Raw genomic sequence first — 16524 nt, 5'->3', positions numbered from 1 at the left:
TATTCACACGCGCCTCACAACCCAACCGGGCTTTACCATCACGGGACAGTCACGGTTCGCTCGCGTTTTCGCCCAAACCGTTTTGATCCTGGCACTGGCCGGCTGCGACCTGACCCCGTCCGAAACGCCGGAACAATCCGCTCCGCAGGCCCGGGAACTGGTGGACCTCCGCAGCCGCATCCTCGGCTACACGGCCGGCCTCGAACCCGACGCCCCCTACACACCGCCCGGCGAAGACGAGCGTGAGCGACTGGCACGCGGGGTGGGACTTCTCCTGGACGGCGACGCTGCCGAGGCGGAACGTCTGCTCGCCCCCCTCGGCCTCGGCATCACGCGCCTGACCGACACCGACTCCGGCCGCCGCTACGACGAGGTGGCCGCCACCCGGCAGAACGGCAAGGCAGCCCGGTGGGGCCGGCTCTACCTGAACGCCGACTCCGCGCTGCGCTGGAACGTCCAGGTGCCGCACCCCGTCTCCGACCGGGACACGGAGTCACTCGGCGTCCGGCTGCTGGAGGGCACCCCCTCGGGCGCGCTGGTCCTGGCCGGCGCCCACCGCCGCGCGGGCCGCGGGGACGAGGCGGACGTCGCCCACCAGGAGGCCAGTGCCTTCCACACCGTCGTCGTGGAACTCCAGAAGCGCGGCGTGCCCGGCCTCCAGGTGCACGGCTTCGCCGAGACCTCCGAGCGCCCCTACGAGGCGGTCGTCTCCGGTGGCGCCGCGCAGACCGCGTCCGGTGAGGCGGCCGCGCTGGCCGACCGCATGGAGGCGGACGGGCTGCGGGTCTGCCGGGGCTGGTCCGCACGCTGCCCGCTGGAGGGCACCACGAACGTCCAGGGCAAGTCGGCCGAGCGGCAGCACGCCGCCTTCCTGCACGTGGAACTGGCCCCCGACGCCCGGGGCGACGGCCCCGACGCCGCCGGGGCGGCCGACGCCCTCGGTGAACTCCTCACCACCTGGTCCGACGACTGACCCTGCGGCCCTCAGCAGCAGCCGGCCCCCGGCAACGACCGCTTGTTCCGAGCTTCCTTGTTCCGCGCGGCCAGCAACTCGTCGGCCGGGTACCCGACCTCTTCGAGGGTCAGCCCATGGGGCCGTACGACGTGCACCGCGGAGTCCCTGACACCGGCGGCGAGCACCTTCCCCGGCCAGTCGGCGGGCCGGTGACCGTCCCCCACGAACAGCAGCGCCCCGATGAGCGAACGCACCATGTTGTGGCAGAAGGCGTCGGCACGCACGGTGGCGGTGATGATCCCGTCGTCCCCTCGCACCAGGCTCAGCTCCTGCAGCGTGCGGATGGTGGTGGCCCCCTCCCGCTTCTTGCAGTAGGCCGCGAAGTCGTGCTCACCGAGCAGCCCGCGTGCGGCCTCGTTCATGACGTCGACGTCGAGCGGCCAGTCGTGCCAGAGGACGTGGCCCCGCAGCAGCGGATCCACCCCGCCCGGATTGTCGGTGACGCGGTAGGCGTACCGTCGCCACACGGCCGAGAACCGCGCGTTGAACCCCGCGGGCGCCTCCCTGAGCGCCCACACCCGCACATCCTTGGGCAACCGCCCGGCAAGCCGCTTGAGCAACTTCTCGTGATGCTCGCGCCACACGGACTCCGGCAGATCGACATGCGCGACCTGCCCCCGCGCATGCACCCCGGCATCGGTCCGCCCGGCCACGGTCAGCTCGTACGTCGTCCCGCCCGACCGCGTCACGGTCCGCAGCGCATCCTCGATCTCCCCCTGCACGGTCCGCTTACCGCCGGCCTGCTTGGCCCAGCCGTGAAACGCGCTGCCGTCATAGGACAGGTCAAGACGGACACGGACGTAACCGGGTGCAGCTTCATCACTCACGTACAGATCCTCTCAGCAACACAAGAGCGGGCCCGCTCCTCGAAAGGAACGGGCCCGCAATCGCCCTTCAGGGGCGCCGGGAACTGCGCGAACAACCACGGCCAGGCCGCGGCCGCACGACAGCAGCCACCCGGCGGACGCTTACGCGTCCTTCGACTCCTCGGCGGGAGCCTCAGCGGCCTCGTCGGCCTTGGTCGTGTCGACCGTGGCCTCGGCAGCCTCGGCGTCCTTGGCAGCGCGCTTCGTCGCGGCCTCGGCCTCACCGGTCGCCTGCTGCGCGACCGTCAGCGCCTCGACCAGCTCGATGACGGCCATGGGCGCGTTGTCGCCACGGCGGTTACCGACCTTGGTGATACGGGTGTAGCCACCCGGACGGTTCTCGTACCGCGGGCCGATCTCGGTGAAGAGCGTGTGGACGACGCTCTTGTCCGTGATGACCTGGAGCACCTGACGGCGGTTGTGAAGGTCGCCCTTCTTCGCCTTGGTGATCAGACGCTCGGCGTACGGCCGCAGACGGCGGGCCTTCGCCTCGGTGGTGGTGATACGGCCGTGCTCGAACAGCGACTTCGCGAGGTTCGCGAGGAGCAGCTTCTCGTGCGCGGCGCTGCCGCCCAGACGGGCACCCTTGGTGGGCTTCGGCATTGTTCTTCTCCTGTGTGTCTGCCCCGGCCGTGTCAGGTACCGGGGTCAGTATCCGAGCGGGCGGTCGCCCGTCGGAGATCCGGTCGGCGCCCCGAAGGGGCCCGACCGGAAGGGGCGCGGGGAACTGCGCGACAAGCCACAGTCCACCCGCACTCGAGAACCGACAGTCGGTCCCGAGCTCTTAGTACTGCTCGGTCTCGACGAACCCGGCGTCCGCGTCGTCGTCCGCGCCGAAGGCGTCCGCGGCGGCGGTCGGGTCGAATCCGGGCGGGCTGTCCTTCAGGGCCAGGCCCATGCCGGCCAGCTTCGCCTTGACCTCGTCGATCGACTTCGCACCGAAGTTGCGGATGTCGAGCAGGTCGGCCTCGGAACGGGCGACGAGCTCACCCACGGAGTGGATGCCCTCGCGCTTGAGGCAGTTGTACGACCGAACGGTGAGCTCCAGCTCCTCGATCGGCAGCGCCAGATCGGCGGCGAGCGCGGCGTCCGTCGGGGACGGACCCATGTCGATGCCCTCGGCGTCGATGTTGAGCTCACGGGCCAGCCCGAACAGCTCCACCAGCGTCTTACCGGCCGACGCCATGGCGTCACGCGGACGCATGGCCTGCTTGGTCTCGACGTCGACGATCAGCTTGTCGAAGTCGGTGCGCTGCTCGACACGCGTGGCCTCGACCTTGTACGTGACCTTCAGAACCGGCGAGTAGATGGAGTCGACCGGGATACGGCCGATCTCCTGGCCCACCTGCTTGTTCTGCACGGCGGAGACGTAACCGCGGCCACGCTCGACCGTGAGCTCCATCTCCAGCTTGCCCTTGCCGTTGAGCGTGGCGAGGACCAGGTCGGGGTTGTGCACCTCGACACCGGCCGGGGGCGCGATGTCGGCGGCGGTGACCAGACCCGGACCCTGCTTGCGCAGGTACATCACCACGGGCTCGTCGTGCTCGGACGACACGACCAGCTGCTTGATGTTGAGGATCAGGTCGGTGACGTCCTCCTTGACGCCCGGCACGGTGGTGAACTCGTGCAGGACACCGTCGATGCGGATGCTGGTGACAGCGGCACCGGGGATCGACGACAGGAGGGTGCGGCGCAGGGAGTTGCCGAGGGTGTAACCGAAGCCCGGCTCCAGCGGCTCGATCACGAACCGGGAGCGGAACTCGTCGACGACCTCTTCGGTCAACGAGGGACGCTGAGCGATCAGCATGTGTGGATCAGATCCTTCTTTCGTGGACGCCCGCTATTTGACGCCCGACGGAAACCGCACCCGTGAGAAGTGCGGGTACTGCAAGGGTACGGGCGGCAGGGGCCGATGGCCCCGTACCGCCCGAAAACCACTGTCCGTGACGCGTCAGACGCGACGACGCTTCGGCGGACGGCAGCCGTTGTGCGGGGTCGGGGTGACGTCCTGGATGGAGCCGACCTCGAGACCGGTCGCCTGGAGCGAACGGATCGCGGTCTCACGACCCGAACCCGGACCCTTCACGAACACGTCGACCTTGCGCATGCCGTGCTCCTGGGCGCGGCGGGCAGCCGACTCGGCGGCCATCTGCGCGGCGAACGGCGTGGACTTCCGGGAGCCCTTGAAGCCGACGTGGCCGGCGGAGGCCCAGGAGATCACGTTGCCGGACGGGTCCGTGATGGAGACGATCGTGTTGTTGAACGTGCTCTTGATGTGCGCGTGGCCGTGAGCGACGTTCTTCTTTTCCTTGCGGCGCACCTTCTTGGCAGCGCCCTGACGTCCCTTGGGGGGCATCTACTAACTCCTACGGGAGGTGGTCGGTCCTACAGCGAAGACCGTGGACAGGTGTCCGCTGCGGACTACTTCTTGCCCGGCTTCTTCTTGCCGGCGATGGCGCGACGCGGGCCCTTGCGGGTACGAGCGTTGGTGCTGGTGCGCTGACCGCGGACGGGCAGACCGCGACGGTGACGCAGACCCTGGTAGCAACCGATCTCGACCTTGCGGCGGATGTCGGCCTGGATCTCACGACGGAGGTCACCCTCGGTCCTGATGTTGTTGTCGACGTACTCGCGGATCGCGACGAGCTGCTCCTCGGAGAGGTCGCGAACGCGGGTGTTCGGGTCGACGCCGGTGGCGGCCAGCGTCTGCTGCGAAAGGGTCCGGCCGATGCCGAACACGTAGGTGAGGGCGACCTCCACGCGCTTGTCGCGCGGGATGTCAACACCGGAAACGCGTGCCATTCAATGGCTCCTGGTGATCTTCGGAGGTCTTCCGCAGAACCGACTCCCAGCCGCCGTACCAGGTACGAACTGGGTCCCCGGCCTCCGAGCCGGGGGTGTCAGGCGATCGCTCGCCTGGGTCCTGCGTATGAACATATTCAGCTCGCGTCGCGCGAAACTCTGCGATAGCGGTGCAGAGGGGGTAGGTCGTGCGTCAGCCCTGGCGCTGCTTGTGGCGCGGGTTCTCGCAGATGACCATGACCCGACCGTGACGGCGGATCACCCTGCACTTGTCGCAGATCTTCTTGACGCTCGGCTTGACCTTCATGGGATGTGAGGTTCTCCGGGTCAGTTGCCGGCGGCCCCGCTCACGCGGGACGTGGGCAAGATCTACTTGTACCGGTAGACGATCCGGCCACGCGTCAGGTCGTACGGAGACAGCTCCACCACGACCCGGTCGTCAGGGAGGATGCGGATGTAGTGCATACGCATCTTGCCGCTGATGTGTGCCAGGACCTGGTGGCCGTTCTGGAGCTCGACCTTGAACATGGCGTTCGGCAGAGACTCGACGACAGTGCCCTCGATCTCGATGGCACCTTGCTTCTTGGCCACGCTTCGCCCTTCGAATCGACTACCTTGATCGACTCCCCTGCGTTTCCCTTGCGGGCGCATGCGGACATGCGGGTGCACGAGAGCCGACGAGTCAGTCTACGTCAGCGCACCCGGAAAGACGAATCGGGGAAGTCTGCCCCACGCCGGAGATCATTAAGCGAGCGGGTCGGAAGCGGCCGCGATGCCGTACCCCGCGAGCCCGGCCGCACCACATGCGCGGCCCGGCCCCGCGGTCACGCCAGCGGGTCCGGCGCCGCCGTCACCCCGTACTCAGCAAGCTTGGCCTTGCCGCCGTCCGGGGCGGTCAGGACCAGGGGGCCCTGCTCCGTCAGCGCGACCGAGTGCTCCCAGTGGGACGACCAGGTGCCGTCCGTGGTGATGACGGTCCAGTCGTCCTCAAGGACCTCGGTCTTCGGCGTGCCCAGGGACACCATCGGCTCGATCGCCAGGCAGAAGCCCGGGACCAGCTTCGGCCCCTTCCCCCGCCGACGCTCGACGTAGTTCAGCAGGTGCGGGTCCATGTGCATCTCGGTGCCGATGCCGTGGCCGCCGTAGTCCTCGATGATCCCGTACTTGCCGCCGCCGGGCTTCGGCTGGCGGCGGATGTAGGTCTCGATGGCGCGGGAGACGTCGACCAGACGGTTGCCCTGCTTCATGGCCGCGATGCCGGCCCACATCGACTCCTCGGTCACCCGGGAGAGCTCGACCAGCTCCGGGGCGTGACCGGAACCGACGAAGGCGGTGTACGCGGCGTCGCCGTGCCAGCCGTCGATGATCGCGCCGCAGTCGATGGAGATGAGGTCGCCGTCCTTGAGGACGACGTCCTCGGACGGGATGCCGTGCACCACGACGTCGTTCACGGAGGTGCAGATGGTCGCCGGGAAGCCGCCGTAACCGAGGAAGTTCGACTTGGCCCCGTGCTCCGCGAGCACCTTGCGGGCGACCTCGTCCAGATCCTTGGTGCTGGCCCCTGGAACCGCGGCCTCGCGCGTGGCCGCGTGAATGGCGGCGACGACCAGCCCTGCCTCACGCATCTTGGCGATCTGCTCGGGGGTCTTGATCTGCACCATGATGGGAACGCGCCTCCTGGCCACTGGTATCGCGGCACACCAGGATACGCGTAGCACAGACGTGCGCCGAAGCGGCAGCGGTGTCCACCGGGGACGGCACAGCCCCGGCCACTTGCCCCGGGCGCTGCCGACGAAGGCCGAAGGCGCCCTGGGCGACGCGCGGTCGCACGCCGTCGGACGGCGAGCGGGGAGCACACGAAGGAGCCCCCGTCGTCCCTGGTGGGCGACGGGGGCTCCTTACGAGCTGTCGAACGCTGCTACCTGCCGGCCTCATCACGCTGCAGCGCCTCCATGGCGCGAGCCGTGACCTCCTCGACCTTGCCGAGCGCGGAGATGGTCACGACCAGCCCCTGCGCCTTGTAGTAGTCGATGATCGGCTCGGTCTGCGTGTGGTAGACCTCGAGCCGCTTGCGGACCGTCTCCTCCGAGTCGTCGTCCCGCTGGTACAGCTCGCCGCCGCAGGCGTCGCAGACGCCCTCCTGCTTCGGCCGGCTGTACGTGACGTGGAAGACGTGGCTGGAGTCCTTGCGGCAGATCCGCCGCCCGGCGATCCGCTTGACGACCTCTTCCTCGGGGACCTCGAGGTCGAGCACCGCGTCCAGCTTCATGCTCTCGGACTGGAGCATCTCGTCGAGCGCCTCGGCCTGGGAGACGTTGCGCGGGAAGCCGTCCAGCAGGAAGCCGCCCTCGGCGTCCGGCTGCTCCATACGGTCCTTGGCCATCCCGATGGTGACCTCGTCCGGCACCAGGTTGCCCGCGTCCATGTAGGACTTCGCGAGCTTCCCCAGTTCGGTCTGCCGGCTGATGTTGGCGCGGAACAGGTCGCCCGTGGAGATGTGCGGGATCGACAGGTTCTTGGCCAGGAACGCGGCCTGCGTTCCCTTCCCGGCACCCGGCGGCCCGACGAGGACGATTCGCATCAGCGGAGGAACCCTTCGTAATTGCGCTGCTGGAGCTGGCTCTCGATCTGCTTCACCGTCTCAAGACCCACACCCACGATGATCAGGATGCTGGTCCCGCCGAACGGGAAGTTTTGGTCTGCCCCGAAACCAGCCAACGCCGTCGTCGGCACGAGAGCGATCAGACCCAAGTACAGCGAGCCCGGCCAAGTGATCCGGTTGAGCACGTAGGAAAGGTACTCAGCGGTCGGTCGGCCAGCCCGGATGCCCGGGATGAAGCCACCATACTTCTTCATGTTGTCCGCGACTTCCTCGGGGTTGAACGAGATGGCCACGTAGAAGAAGGCGAAGAAAATGATCAGGAAGAAGTACAGGACCATGTGCATCGGAGCGGACGGCTGCGCGAGGTTCTTCTCGATCCAGATCTTCCATCCGGAGTTTCCTCCGGCGAACTGCGCGATCAATGCCGGGATGTAGAGCAGCGACGAGGCAAAGATCACAGGGATGATGCCCGCCTGGTTGACCTTCAGCGGGATGTACGTCGACGTACCGCCGTAGGACCGGCGGCCGATCATGCGCTTCGCGTACTGAACCGGAATACGGCGCTGAGCCTGCTCGACGAAGACCACCAGGCCGATCACGACAAGGCCCACGGCGATGACGGTGGCGAACTCGATCCAGCCGCCGGCCAGGGAGCCCTGCTCCTTGATGGCCCACAGCGCGGACGGGAAGGTCGCGGCGATCGAGATGAACATCAGGATCGACATGCCGTTGCCGATGCCGCGGTCGGTGATGAGCTCACCGAGCCACATCACGGTGGCGGTGCCCGCGGTCATCGTGATGACCATCACGATGGTGGTGAAGATCGAACGGTCCGGCACGATCTGACCGGCCACCTGGCAGTTCGGGAAGAGCGAGCCGCTGCGGGCCGTGGCCACCAGGCCGGTGCCCTGCAGGATCGCGAGCGCCACGGTCAGGTACCGGGTGTACTGAGTGATCTTCGCCGTACCGGCCTGACCCTCCTTCTTGAGGGCCTCCAGACGCGGGATCACAACGGTCAGCAGCTGAAGGATGATGCTCGCCGTGATGTACGGCATGATGCCGAGCGCGAAGATCGTGATCTGAAGCAGAGCGCCGCCGCTGAACATGTTGACCAGACCGAAAAGGCCCGTGTTGGTGCTCGCCTGGTCGATGCAGACCTGGACGGCCCTGTAGTCGACGCCGGGGATCGGGACATGCGTGCCGACCCGGTAGATCACGATGATGCCGAGCGTGAAGAGCAGCTTCTTGCGCAGGTCGGGCGTCTTGAACGCCCGGGCGAACGCGGTGAGCACGGTGCCTCCTGCGACCCCCGCGCTACTGCGTCAAGGGTGACGGTCTTGAGGTTCGACTAATAGGAACGACTTAGCTAACGGTCAACTGCCGCTCAGAGTGCCCCACACGACGCACTCCGTAAAAGTGGGCAGTGCAGGCCACCTTACCGGCGAGACTGCCGCCCTTGGAACGACCAACCGGGGATACCCCATTTGTGGGGTATCCCCGGTCGGGATCGCTCAAGTCATCGAGAAGCCTGATGGGTTCAGACGAGCTCGGTGACGCTACCGCCGGCGGCGGTGATCTTCTCCTTGGCGGAGCCGGAGACGGCGTCGACCGTCACCTGCAGCGCCACGGAGATCTCGCCCTGGCCGAGGACCTTGACGAGGCTGTTCTTGCGAACGGCACCCTTGGCGACCAGACCCTCGACGGTGACCTCGCCACCCTCGGGGTACAGCGCCGCCAGCTTGTCGAGGTTCACGACCTGGTACTCGGTCTTGAACGGGTTCTTGAAGCCCTTCAGCTTCGGGAGACGCATGTGGAGGGGCATCTGGCCACCCTCGAAGCGCTCCGGAACCTGGTAACGGGCCTTCGTACCCTTCGTACCACGACCGGCCGTCTTACCCTTCGACGCCTCACCACGACCGACACGGGTCTTGGCGGTCTTGGCGCCCGGGGCGGGACGGAGGTTGTGGATCTTGAGCGGGTTCTGCTCCGCCATGATCAGTCGACCTCCTCGACCGTCACGAGGTGGCGGACGGTGTGCACCATGCCGCGGAACTCGGGGCGGTCCTCCTTGACGACCTGCGTGTTGATGCCCTTGAGACCAAGGGAGCGCAGGGTGTCACGGTGGTTCTGCTTGCTGCCGATGTAGGACTTGACCTGCGTGATCTTGAGCTGCGCCATGATTACGCACCCGCCCCGGCACGCGCACGGAGAAGGGCCGCGGGGGCGACGTCCTCGAGCGGCAGACCACGGCGGGCCGCGATCTCCTCGGGACGCTGCAGGCCCTTCAGGGCCTCCACGGTCGCGTGCACGATGTTGATCGCGTTGTCGGAGCCGAGCGACTTCGACAGCACGTCGTGGATACCGGCGCACTCGAGCACGGCACGCACGGGACCACCGGCGATCACACCGGTACCCGGCGAAGCCGGCTTGAGGAGAACGACGCCGGCAGCCTTCTCACCCTGGATGGGGTGCGGGATGGTGCCCTGGATGCGGGGGACCTTGAAGAAGTGCTTCTTGGCCTCCTCAACGCCCTTGGCGATGGCGGCCGGCACCTCCTTGGCCTTGCCGTAACCGACACCCACGGTGCCGTCACCGTCGCCCACCACGACCAGCGCGGTGAAGCTGAAGCGACGACCACCCTTCACAACCTTGGCGACGCGGTTGATCGCGACGACGCGCTCAACGTACGCGGTCTTCTCGGCGGCAGCAGCGCCGCCGTCACGGCCCTTCCGGTCCCGCCGCTCGCCGCCACCGGCACCGCTTCCGCGGCGCTGGGGTCCAGCCATTGGATTACCTCTCTCTTTCCGCTAGCTACAAGCGGCTCAGAACTTGAGCCCGGCTTCGCGGGCGGCGTCCGCCAGGGCGGCGATGCGCCCGGCGTACTGGTTGCCACCACGGTCGAACACGACGGCCTCGACACCGGCGGCCTTGGCACGCTCGGCGACCAGGGCGCCGACCTTCTTGGCCTGCGAGGACTTGTCCTCGGCACCGCGGATCGACGCGTCCAGAGAGGACGCCGACGCCAGGGTGTGACCCTTCAGGTCGTCGATCACCTGCGCCACGATGTGGCGGTTGGAGCGGGTCACGACCAGACGGGGACGCTCCGCCGTACCGTTGATCCGCTTGCGGATCCGGATGTGACGGCGCTTGATCGCGGCGCGCTTGTAGGCGTCGCCCTTGAGGATCTTCTGCCCGTATGCCATGGCTTACTTACCCGCCTTTCCGACCTTGCGGCGGATGACTTCGCCCTCGTACTTGACACCCTTGGCCTTGTACGGGTCGGGCTTGCGCAGCTTGCGGATGTTGGCCGCAACCTCGCCGACCTTCTGCTTGTCGATGCCCTCGACCTGGAAGCGGGTCGGGGACTCCACCTTGAAGGTGATGCCCTCGGGCGCCTCGACGGTGATCGGGTGGCTGTAGCCGAGCGCGAACTCGAGGTTCGAGCCCTTGGCCGTCACGCGGTAACCGACACCGCTGATCTCGAGCTTCTTCACGTAACCCTGGGTCACGCCGGTGATCATGTTCGCCACCAGCGTGCGGGACAGGCCGTGCAGGGCCTTGTTCTGACGCTCGTCGTTGGGGCGGGTGACGTTCAGAACGCCGTCCTCACCCTTGGCGATGTCGATCGGCGCGGCAACGGTGTGGGTCAGCGAGCCCTTGGGGCCCTTGACCGAAACCGTACGGCCGTCGATGGTGACGTCCACGCCGGCGGGAACCGTGATGGGGAGCTTGCCAATACGCGACATAGCTGTTTCCTCCGTTCCCTTCCGTTACCAGACGTAGGCGAGGACTTCCCCACCCACGCCCTTCTTGCCGGCCTGCTTGTCGGTGAGGAGCCCGTGCGACGTGGAGATGATCGCCACGCCGAGGCCGCCGAGCACCTTCGGCAGGTTGGTGGACTTCGCGTAAACCCGCAGACCGGGCTTGGAGATCCGCTTGATGCCCGCGATGGAGCGCTCACGGTTGGGGCCGAACTTCAGCTCCAGGACGAGGTTCTTGCCGACCTCGGCGTCCTCGACCTTCCAGCCCGTGATGAAGCCCTCCTGCTGGAGGATCTCCGCGATGTGCGACTTGATCTTCGAGTGCGGCATCGCCACGGTGTCGTGGTACGCCGAGTTCGCGTTCCGCAGACGCGTGAGCATGTCTGCGATCGGATCAGTCATGGTCATGAATTGGCCTTCGGCCTCTCTCGCCGGGGTTTCCTGGTGCGCCATCCCTCTCCCCGATCCGAGACGGGACGGGTGCGGCGCGGTGGACCTACGGCGTAGTAAGTCGTACGGGCGCGACAGGCGCCCAACCCCACAAGCCTAAGCCATGCGGGAGTGGGCCCCTGTCCACCCAGATGCTTACCGAGAGCTTCCGGAATCCCTGAAAGAGGGGATTACCAGGAGCTCTTGGTCACGCCCGGCAGCTCGCCACGGTGAGCCATCTCACGAAGGCACACGCGGCACAGGCCGAACTTGCGGTACACGGAGTGCGGGCGGCCACAGCGCTGGCAGCGGGTGTAGCCACGCACACCGAACTTGGGCTTGCGAGCAGCCTTAGCGATCAGAGCCTTCTTCGCCATCTCGCTCACGCCTCCTTGAAGGGGAAGCCGAGGTGACGAAGGAGCGCGCGGCCCTCAGCGTCGTTGGTCGCCGTGGTGACCACGGTGATGTCCATACCCCGGACGCGGTCGATCTTGTCCTGGTCGATCTCGTGGAACATGACCTGCTCGGTGAGACCGAAGGTGTAGTTGCCACGGCCGTCGAACTGCTTGGGGGACAGACCACGGAAGTCGCGGATGCGCGGCAGCGCGAGCGACAGGGTGCGGTCCAGGAACTCCCACATGCGGTCGCCACGGAGCGTGACGTGGGCACCGATCGGCTGGCCCTCACGCAGCTTGAACTGCGCGATGGACTTGCGGGCCTTGGTGACGGCCGGCTTCTGACCGGTGATCGTGGTGAGGTCGCGGATCGCGCCCTCGATCAGCTTCGAGTCACGGGCGGCGTCGCCGACACCCATGTTGACCACGATCTTGACGAGGCCGGGAACCTGCATGACGTTCTCGTACTTGAACTCGTCACGCAGCTTGCCCGCGATCTCCTCGCGGTACTTCTGCTTCAGACGCGGAGTGGTGGTGGTAGCCATCAGATGTCCTCACCCGTCCGCTTGGCAACGCGGATCTTGTTGCCCTCTTCGTCGAAGCGGTAGCCGACACGCGTGACGACCTTGTTGCCGTCCTTCTCAACGACCAGCTGGACGTTGGAGACGTGGATCGGCGCCTCGGTGGTCACGATGCCGCCGGCCTGGGAACCGCGAGCGGTCGGACCGGCCTTGGTGTGCTTCTTGACCCGGTTGACACCCTCGACCAGGACGCGCTCGTCGCGCGGGTAAGCGGCAATGACCTTGCCCTGCTTGCCCTTGTCCTTGCCGGTGATGACCTGGACCAGGTCGCCCTTCTTGATCTTCATGCTTACAGCACCTCCGGCGCGAGCGAGATGATCTTCATGAACTTCTTCTCGCGCAGCTCACGGCCGACCGGGCCGAAGATGCGGGTGCCGCGAGGGTCGCCGTCGTTCTTCAGAATGACGGCGGCGTTCTCGTCGAAGCGGATGTACGAGCCGTCCGGACGGCGGCGCTCCTTGACGGTGCGAACGATGACCGCCTTGACGACGTCACCCTTCTTCACGTTGCCACCGGGGATCGCGTCCTTGACGGTGGCGACGATGACGTCACCGATGCCCGCGTAGCGGCGACCGGAGCCACCGAGCACACGGATGCAAAGGATCTCCTTCGCACCAGTGTTGTCGGCGACACGCAGTCGCGACTCCTGCTGGATCACGTCTATCTCCTGTTTGTCTGCCGGTTCCCCGGGCGGGTGTGCAAGTGACACACCCACCCGGAGCCTGGCGGAACTGTCCTGCGGGATACCCCGCAGGAATTACTTGGCCTTCTCGAGGATCTCGACGACGCGCCAGCGCTTCGTCGCGGACAGCGGCCGGGTCTCCATGAGGAGGACGCGGTCGCCGACACCCGCGGCGTTCTGCTCGTCGTGCGCCTTGAGCTTGTTCGTACGGCGGATGACCTTGCCGTACAGCGCGTGCTTCACACGGTCCTCGACGGCGACGACGACGGTCTTGTCCATCTTGTCGCTGACGACGAGACCCTCACGGGTCTTGCGGAAACCGCGCGCCTCTGCGTTCTCAGTCACGTTCTTCTCGCTCATCAGGCGTTCTCCACCGTTTCGATGCCCAGCTCACGCTCGCGCATCAGGGTGTAGATCCGCGCGATGTCCTTGCGGACCGCCTTGAGACGGCCGTGGTTCTCGAGCTGACCGGTCGCCGCCTGGAAGCGGAGGTTGAACAGCTCTTCCTTGGCCTCGCGGAGCTTCGCCAGAAGCTCCTCGTTGCCCAGCTCGCGCAGCTCGGACGCCTTGGTACCGGCCGACATCACGCTTCACCTGCCTCGCGCTTGACGATCCGGCACTTCATCGGCAGCTTGTGGGCGGCGCGAGTCAGAGCCTCACGGGCGATCTTCTCGTTGGGGTACGACAGCTCGAACATCACGCGTCCGGGCTTGACGTTGGCGATCCACCACTCCGGCGAACCCTTACCGGAACCCATGCGGGTCTCGGCAGGCTTCTTGGTGAGGGGACGGTCCGGGTAGATGTTGATCCAGACCTTGCCACCACGCTTGATGTGACGCGTCATGGCGATACGAGCGGCCTCGATCTGACGGTTCGTCACGTACGCCGGGGTGAGCGCCTGGATGCCGTACTCGCCGAACGCAACCTGCGTCCCACCCTTGGACATACCGTTGCGCTTCGGGTGGTGCTGCTTGCGGTGCTTGACCCTACGGGGGATCAGCATGTCGGTCAGGCCTCCGTTCCGGTGCTCTCAGCCGGAGCGGACGCGGGAGCCTCGGCCTTGGGGGCCTCGGCGCCGGCAGCCTGCTGCGGCTTGCGACCGCGCCGCTCGCCACCACGGCCACCACGGGCCGGGCGGTCGGCACCACCACGGGCCGGGCGGTTACCCGCACGGGCCGCAGCGTTCTCGGCGCGGACCTCGGCGATGTTCTTGACGTCGCCCTTGTAGATCCAGACCTTCACACCGATGCGGCCGAAGGTCGTCTTGGCCTCGAAGAAGCCGTAGTCCACGTTCGCGCGGAGCGTGTGCAGGGGCACGCGGCCCTCGCGGTAGAACTCCGAGCGGGACATCTCGGCGCCACCGAGGCGGCCACCGCACTGGATCTTGATGCCCTTGGCGCCGGCCTTCATCGCCGACTGCATGCTCTTACGCATGGCGCGGCGGAAGGAGACGCGGGAGGAGAGCTGCTCGGCGACGGCCTGGGCCACCAGCTGAGCGTCCGTCTCCGGGTTCTTGACCTCGAGGATGTTCAGCTGGACCTGCTTGCCGGTCAGCTTCTCCAGGTCACCGCGGATGCGGTCGGCCTCGGCGCCACGGCGGCCGATGACGATGCCCGGACGCGCGGTGTGGATGTCCACGCGGACACGGTCACGGGTGCGCTCGATCTCCACCTTCGAGATACCGGCGCGCTCCATGCCGGACGTCATCATCCGACGGATGGCGACGTCTTCCTTGACGTAGTCCTTGTACAGCTTGTCGGCGTACCAACGCGACTTGAAGTCGGTCGTGACACCGAGCCGGAACCCGTGCGGGTTTACCTTCTGGCCCATTACCGGGTTCCTTCCTTGCTGGCGACGACCACGGTGATGTGGCTGGTCCGCTTGCGGATCCGGTAGGCACGGCCCTGGGCACGCGGACGGAACCGCTTCAGGGTCGGGCCCTCGTCGACGTACGCCTCGCTGATGTACAGCGAGGAGGCGTCCGGGTGGTCGTAGTTGTGCGCGGCGTTGGCGATGGCGCTGTCGAGCACCTTGCCGACCGGCACAGAGGCAGCCTGCGGAGCGAATCGCAGGACCGCCTGGGCCTCCGTGGCGTCCATGCCACGGATGAGGTCCACCACACGGCGGGCCTTCATGGGCGTGACGCGGATGTACCGCGCCTGGGCCCTGGCTTCCATGGTTGTCCCTTCAGTTACTTACGTGTCTGAATGCGATCCGCTACTAGCGGCGCTTCGACTTCCGGTCTTCCTTGACGTGGCCCCGGAAGGTGCGCGTCGGCGAGAACTCGCCGAGCTTGTGGCCGACCATCGACTCGGTGACGAACACCGGGATGTGGGTCTTGCCGTTGTGCACCGCGAGCGTGTGGCCGAGCATGGCCGGCACGATCATGGAGCGACGGGACCAGGTCTTGATGACGTTCTTGGTGCCGGCTTCGTTCTGGGCTTCCACCTTCTTGATCAGGTGGTCGTCGACGAAGGGCCCCTTCTTGAGACTGCGCGGCATCTAAACCCGCTCCTAGCGCTTCTTGTTCGTCTTGCGGCGGCGGACGATGTACTTGTTGCTCGCCTTCTTGGGAGCACGAGTACGACCTTCCTTCTGACCCCACGGGGAGACCGGGTGGCGACCACCGGAGGTCTTGCCCTCACCACCACCGTGCGGGTGGTCAACCGGGTTCATCGCCACACCGCGAACGGTCGGGCGGACGCCCAGCCAGCGCTTGCGGCCGGCCTTACCCCAGTTGATGTTGCTCTGCTCGGCGTTGCCGACCTCGCCGACGGTGGCGCGGCAGCGCACGTCGACCAGGCGGATCTCACCGGAGGGCATGCGCAGGTGGGCCATCTGGCCCTCCTTCGCGAGCAGCTGCACGGAGGCACCGGCGGAGCGGGCGAACTTGGCACCGCCGCCCGGACGAAGCTCCACGGAGTGGATCGTCGTACCGACCGGGATGTTGCGCAGCGCCAGGTTGTTGCCGGGCTTGATGTCGGCCGCGGGGCCGTTCTCGATCCGGTCACCCTGGTTGAGGCCCTTGGGGGCCAGGATGTAGCGCTTCTCGCCGTCCGCGTAGTGCAGGAGCGCGATGCGCGCGGTGCGGTTGGGGTCGTACTCGATGTGCGCGACCTTCGCCGGCACGCCGTCCTTGTCGTGACGACGGAAGTCGATCACACGGTAGGCGCGCTTGTGGCCACCACCCTGGTGGCGGACGGTCACACGACCGGAGTTGTTACGGCCACCCTTGCTGTGCAGGGGGCGGACCAACGACTTCTCCGGCGTGGACCGCGTGACCTCGACGAAGTCGGCGACGCTGGAACCACGACGGCCCGGCGTAGTCGGCTTGTACTTGCGGATTCCCATTTCTCAGTCCTCGTCCGATATCGGACGATCCGGACCGCCC

Annotated in this window: 28 protein-coding genes; 1 reads left to right on the top strand and 27 read right to left on the bottom strand. The window is 66.9% G+C overall.

The genetic code is table 11. The annotated features are described in order from the left end of the window. Positions 1-82 precede the first annotated feature (82 nt). Entirely contained in the window at positions 83-973 is an 891-nt protein-coding gene (locus ACWCPI_RS06520) for a hypothetical protein (protein ID WP_451037015.1), read from the top strand. 11 nt (positions 974-984) lie between these two features. On the opposite strand, the gene truA is transcribed toward ACWCPI_RS06520, so the two are convergent. From truA to rplB, 27 genes are all read right to left on the bottom strand, one after another. Next, complete coding sequence (gene truA / locus ACWCPI_RS06515; RefSeq protein ID WP_451037014.1) at positions 985-1842, bottom strand: tRNA pseudouridine(38-40) synthase TruA; 858 nt, start codon at positions 1840-1842, stop codon at positions 985-987. A 141-nt stretch (positions 1843-1983) separates the two neighbouring features. Continuing rightward, a complete protein-coding gene (gene rplQ, locus ACWCPI_RS06510) occupies positions 1984-2484 on the bottom strand; it encodes a 50S ribosomal protein L17 (protein WP_451037013.1) in 501 nt (166 codons plus the stop codon). 181 nt (positions 2485-2665) lie between these two features. After that, on the bottom strand, positions 2666-3688 hold the full coding sequence (locus ACWCPI_RS06505; protein ID WP_003966937.1) for a DNA-directed RNA polymerase subunit alpha: 1023 nt from the start codon (positions 3686-3688) through the stop codon (positions 2666-2668). 144 nt (positions 3689-3832) lie between these two features. Beyond that, a complete protein-coding gene (gene rpsK / locus ACWCPI_RS06500) occupies positions 3833-4237 on the bottom strand; it encodes a 30S ribosomal protein S11 (RefSeq protein WP_003956432.1) in 405 nt (134 codons plus the stop codon). Positions 4238-4302: 65 nt separating this feature from the next. Beyond that, positions 4303-4683 (bottom strand): 30S ribosomal protein S13, encoded by a 381-nt coding sequence (gene rpsM / locus ACWCPI_RS06495; RefSeq protein ID WP_019753104.1) that lies wholly within the window; start codon positions 4681-4683, stop codon positions 4303-4305. A 193-nt stretch (positions 4684-4876) separates the two neighbouring features. After that, positions 4877-4990: a 50S ribosomal protein L36 gene (rpmJ, locus tag ACWCPI_RS06490; RefSeq protein WP_003998809.1), complete on the bottom strand. Its 114-nt coding sequence runs from the start codon at positions 4988-4990 to the stop codon at positions 4877-4879. A gap of 62 nt (positions 4991-5052) precedes the next feature. After that, a complete protein-coding gene (gene infA / locus ACWCPI_RS06485) occupies positions 5053-5274 on the bottom strand; it encodes a translation initiation factor IF-1 (protein ID WP_003948620.1) in 222 nt (73 codons plus the stop codon). 233 nt (positions 5275-5507) lie between these two features. Beyond that, positions 5508-6344 carry a type I methionyl aminopeptidase gene (map, locus tag ACWCPI_RS06480; protein ID WP_451037012.1) on the bottom strand — a complete coding sequence of 279 codons (837 nt, stop codon included), beginning with the start codon at positions 6342-6344 and terminating at the stop codon, positions 5508-5510. Between the two features lie 257 nt (positions 6345-6601). Next, complete coding sequence (locus tag ACWCPI_RS06475) at positions 6602-7264, bottom strand: adenylate kinase (protein ID WP_388809618.1); 663 nt, start codon at positions 7262-7264, stop codon at positions 6602-6604. After that, positions 7264-8577: a preprotein translocase subunit SecY gene (gene secY, locus ACWCPI_RS06470; RefSeq protein ID WP_388809621.1), complete on the bottom strand. Its 1314-nt coding sequence runs from the start codon at positions 8575-8577 to the stop codon at positions 7264-7266. Before secY ends, ACWCPI_RS06475 begins: the two co-directional genes overlap by 1 nt. A 245-nt stretch (positions 8578-8822) precedes the next feature. Continuing rightward, positions 8823-9278, bottom strand: coding sequence for a 50S ribosomal protein L15 (gene rplO / locus ACWCPI_RS06465; RefSeq protein ID WP_019753100.1), 456 nt, complete (start codon positions 9276-9278; stop codon positions 8823-8825). Between the two features lie 2 nt (positions 9279-9280). Next, a complete protein-coding gene (rpmD, locus tag ACWCPI_RS06460) occupies positions 9281-9463 on the bottom strand; it encodes a 50S ribosomal protein L30 (RefSeq protein ID WP_003974250.1) in 183 nt (60 codons plus the stop codon). A gap of 2 nt (positions 9464-9465) precedes the next feature. Next, positions 9466-10071 carry a 30S ribosomal protein S5 gene (gene rpsE / locus ACWCPI_RS06455; protein ID WP_019753099.1) on the bottom strand — a complete coding sequence of 202 codons (606 nt, stop codon included), beginning with the start codon at positions 10069-10071 and terminating at the stop codon, positions 9466-9468. 36 nt (positions 10072-10107) lie between these two features. After that, a complete protein-coding gene (rplR, locus tag ACWCPI_RS06450) occupies positions 10108-10488 on the bottom strand; it encodes a 50S ribosomal protein L18 (RefSeq protein ID WP_019753098.1) in 381 nt (126 codons plus the stop codon). Positions 10489-10491: 3 nt separating this feature from the next. Then, positions 10492-11031 (bottom strand): 50S ribosomal protein L6, encoded by a 540-nt coding sequence (gene rplF / locus ACWCPI_RS06445; RefSeq protein ID WP_019753097.1) that lies wholly within the window; start codon positions 11029-11031, stop codon positions 10492-10494. 24 nt (positions 11032-11055) lie between these two features. Next, positions 11056-11454 (bottom strand): 30S ribosomal protein S8, encoded by a 399-nt coding sequence (gene rpsH / locus ACWCPI_RS06440; RefSeq protein WP_015658459.1) that lies wholly within the window; start codon positions 11452-11454, stop codon positions 11056-11058. A 212-nt stretch (positions 11455-11666) separates the two neighbouring features. Next, positions 11667-11852 carry a type Z 30S ribosomal protein S14 gene (locus tag ACWCPI_RS06435; RefSeq protein WP_003948630.1) on the bottom strand — a complete coding sequence of 62 codons (186 nt, stop codon included), beginning with the start codon at positions 11850-11852 and terminating at the stop codon, positions 11667-11669. A 5-nt stretch (positions 11853-11857) separates the two neighbouring features. Further along, on the bottom strand, positions 11858-12415 hold the full coding sequence (gene rplE, locus ACWCPI_RS06430) for a 50S ribosomal protein L5 (RefSeq protein ID WP_019753095.1): 558 nt from the start codon (positions 12413-12415) through the stop codon (positions 11858-11860). Further along, entirely contained in the window at positions 12415-12738 is a 324-nt protein-coding gene (rplX, locus tag ACWCPI_RS06425; RefSeq protein WP_269661072.1) for a 50S ribosomal protein L24, read from the bottom strand. The genes rplE and rplX overlap by 1 nt, the downstream gene beginning before the upstream one ends. 2 nt (positions 12739-12740) lie before the next feature. Then, complete coding sequence (gene rplN, locus ACWCPI_RS06420) at positions 12741-13109, bottom strand: 50S ribosomal protein L14 (RefSeq protein WP_003998823.1); 369 nt, start codon at positions 13107-13109, stop codon at positions 12741-12743. A gap of 99 nt (positions 13110-13208) precedes the next feature. Next, positions 13209-13493, bottom strand: coding sequence for a 30S ribosomal protein S17 (gene rpsQ / locus ACWCPI_RS06415; protein ID WP_018543912.1), 285 nt, complete (start codon positions 13491-13493; stop codon positions 13209-13211). Continuing rightward, positions 13493-13717, bottom strand: a complete 225-nt coding sequence (gene rpmC, locus ACWCPI_RS06410) for a 50S ribosomal protein L29 (RefSeq protein ID WP_007494763.1) — start codon at positions 13715-13717, stop codon at positions 13493-13495. Before rpmC ends, rpsQ begins: the two co-directional genes overlap by 1 nt. Then, positions 13717-14136 carry a 50S ribosomal protein L16 gene (gene rplP, locus ACWCPI_RS06405; RefSeq protein ID WP_009190136.1) on the bottom strand — a complete coding sequence of 140 codons (420 nt, stop codon included), beginning with the start codon at positions 14134-14136 and terminating at the stop codon, positions 13717-13719. Before rplP ends, rpmC begins: the two co-directional genes overlap by 1 nt. 5 nt (positions 14137-14141) lie before the next feature. Continuing rightward, on the bottom strand, positions 14142-14963 hold the full coding sequence (gene rpsC / locus ACWCPI_RS06400) for a 30S ribosomal protein S3 (RefSeq protein WP_003998826.1): 822 nt from the start codon (positions 14961-14963) through the stop codon (positions 14142-14144). After that, a complete protein-coding gene (rplV, locus tag ACWCPI_RS06395; protein WP_388809630.1) occupies positions 14963-15310 on the bottom strand; it encodes a 50S ribosomal protein L22 in 348 nt (115 codons plus the stop codon). Before rplV ends, rpsC begins: the two co-directional genes overlap by 1 nt. Before the next feature lie 43 nt (positions 15311-15353). Next, a complete protein-coding gene (gene rpsS / locus ACWCPI_RS06390; RefSeq protein ID WP_003998828.1) occupies positions 15354-15635 on the bottom strand; it encodes a 30S ribosomal protein S19 in 282 nt (93 codons plus the stop codon). 12 nt (positions 15636-15647) lie between these two features. Next, positions 15648-16484 carry a 50S ribosomal protein L2 gene (rplB, locus tag ACWCPI_RS06385; RefSeq protein WP_019753091.1) on the bottom strand — a complete coding sequence of 279 codons (837 nt, stop codon included), beginning with the start codon at positions 16482-16484 and terminating at the stop codon, positions 15648-15650. Positions 16485-16524: the final 40 nt, after the last annotated feature.

This window comes from Streptomyces sp. NPDC001920, assembly GCF_053594495.1.
This window is presented reverse-complemented; position numbering and strand designations above follow the sequence as displayed.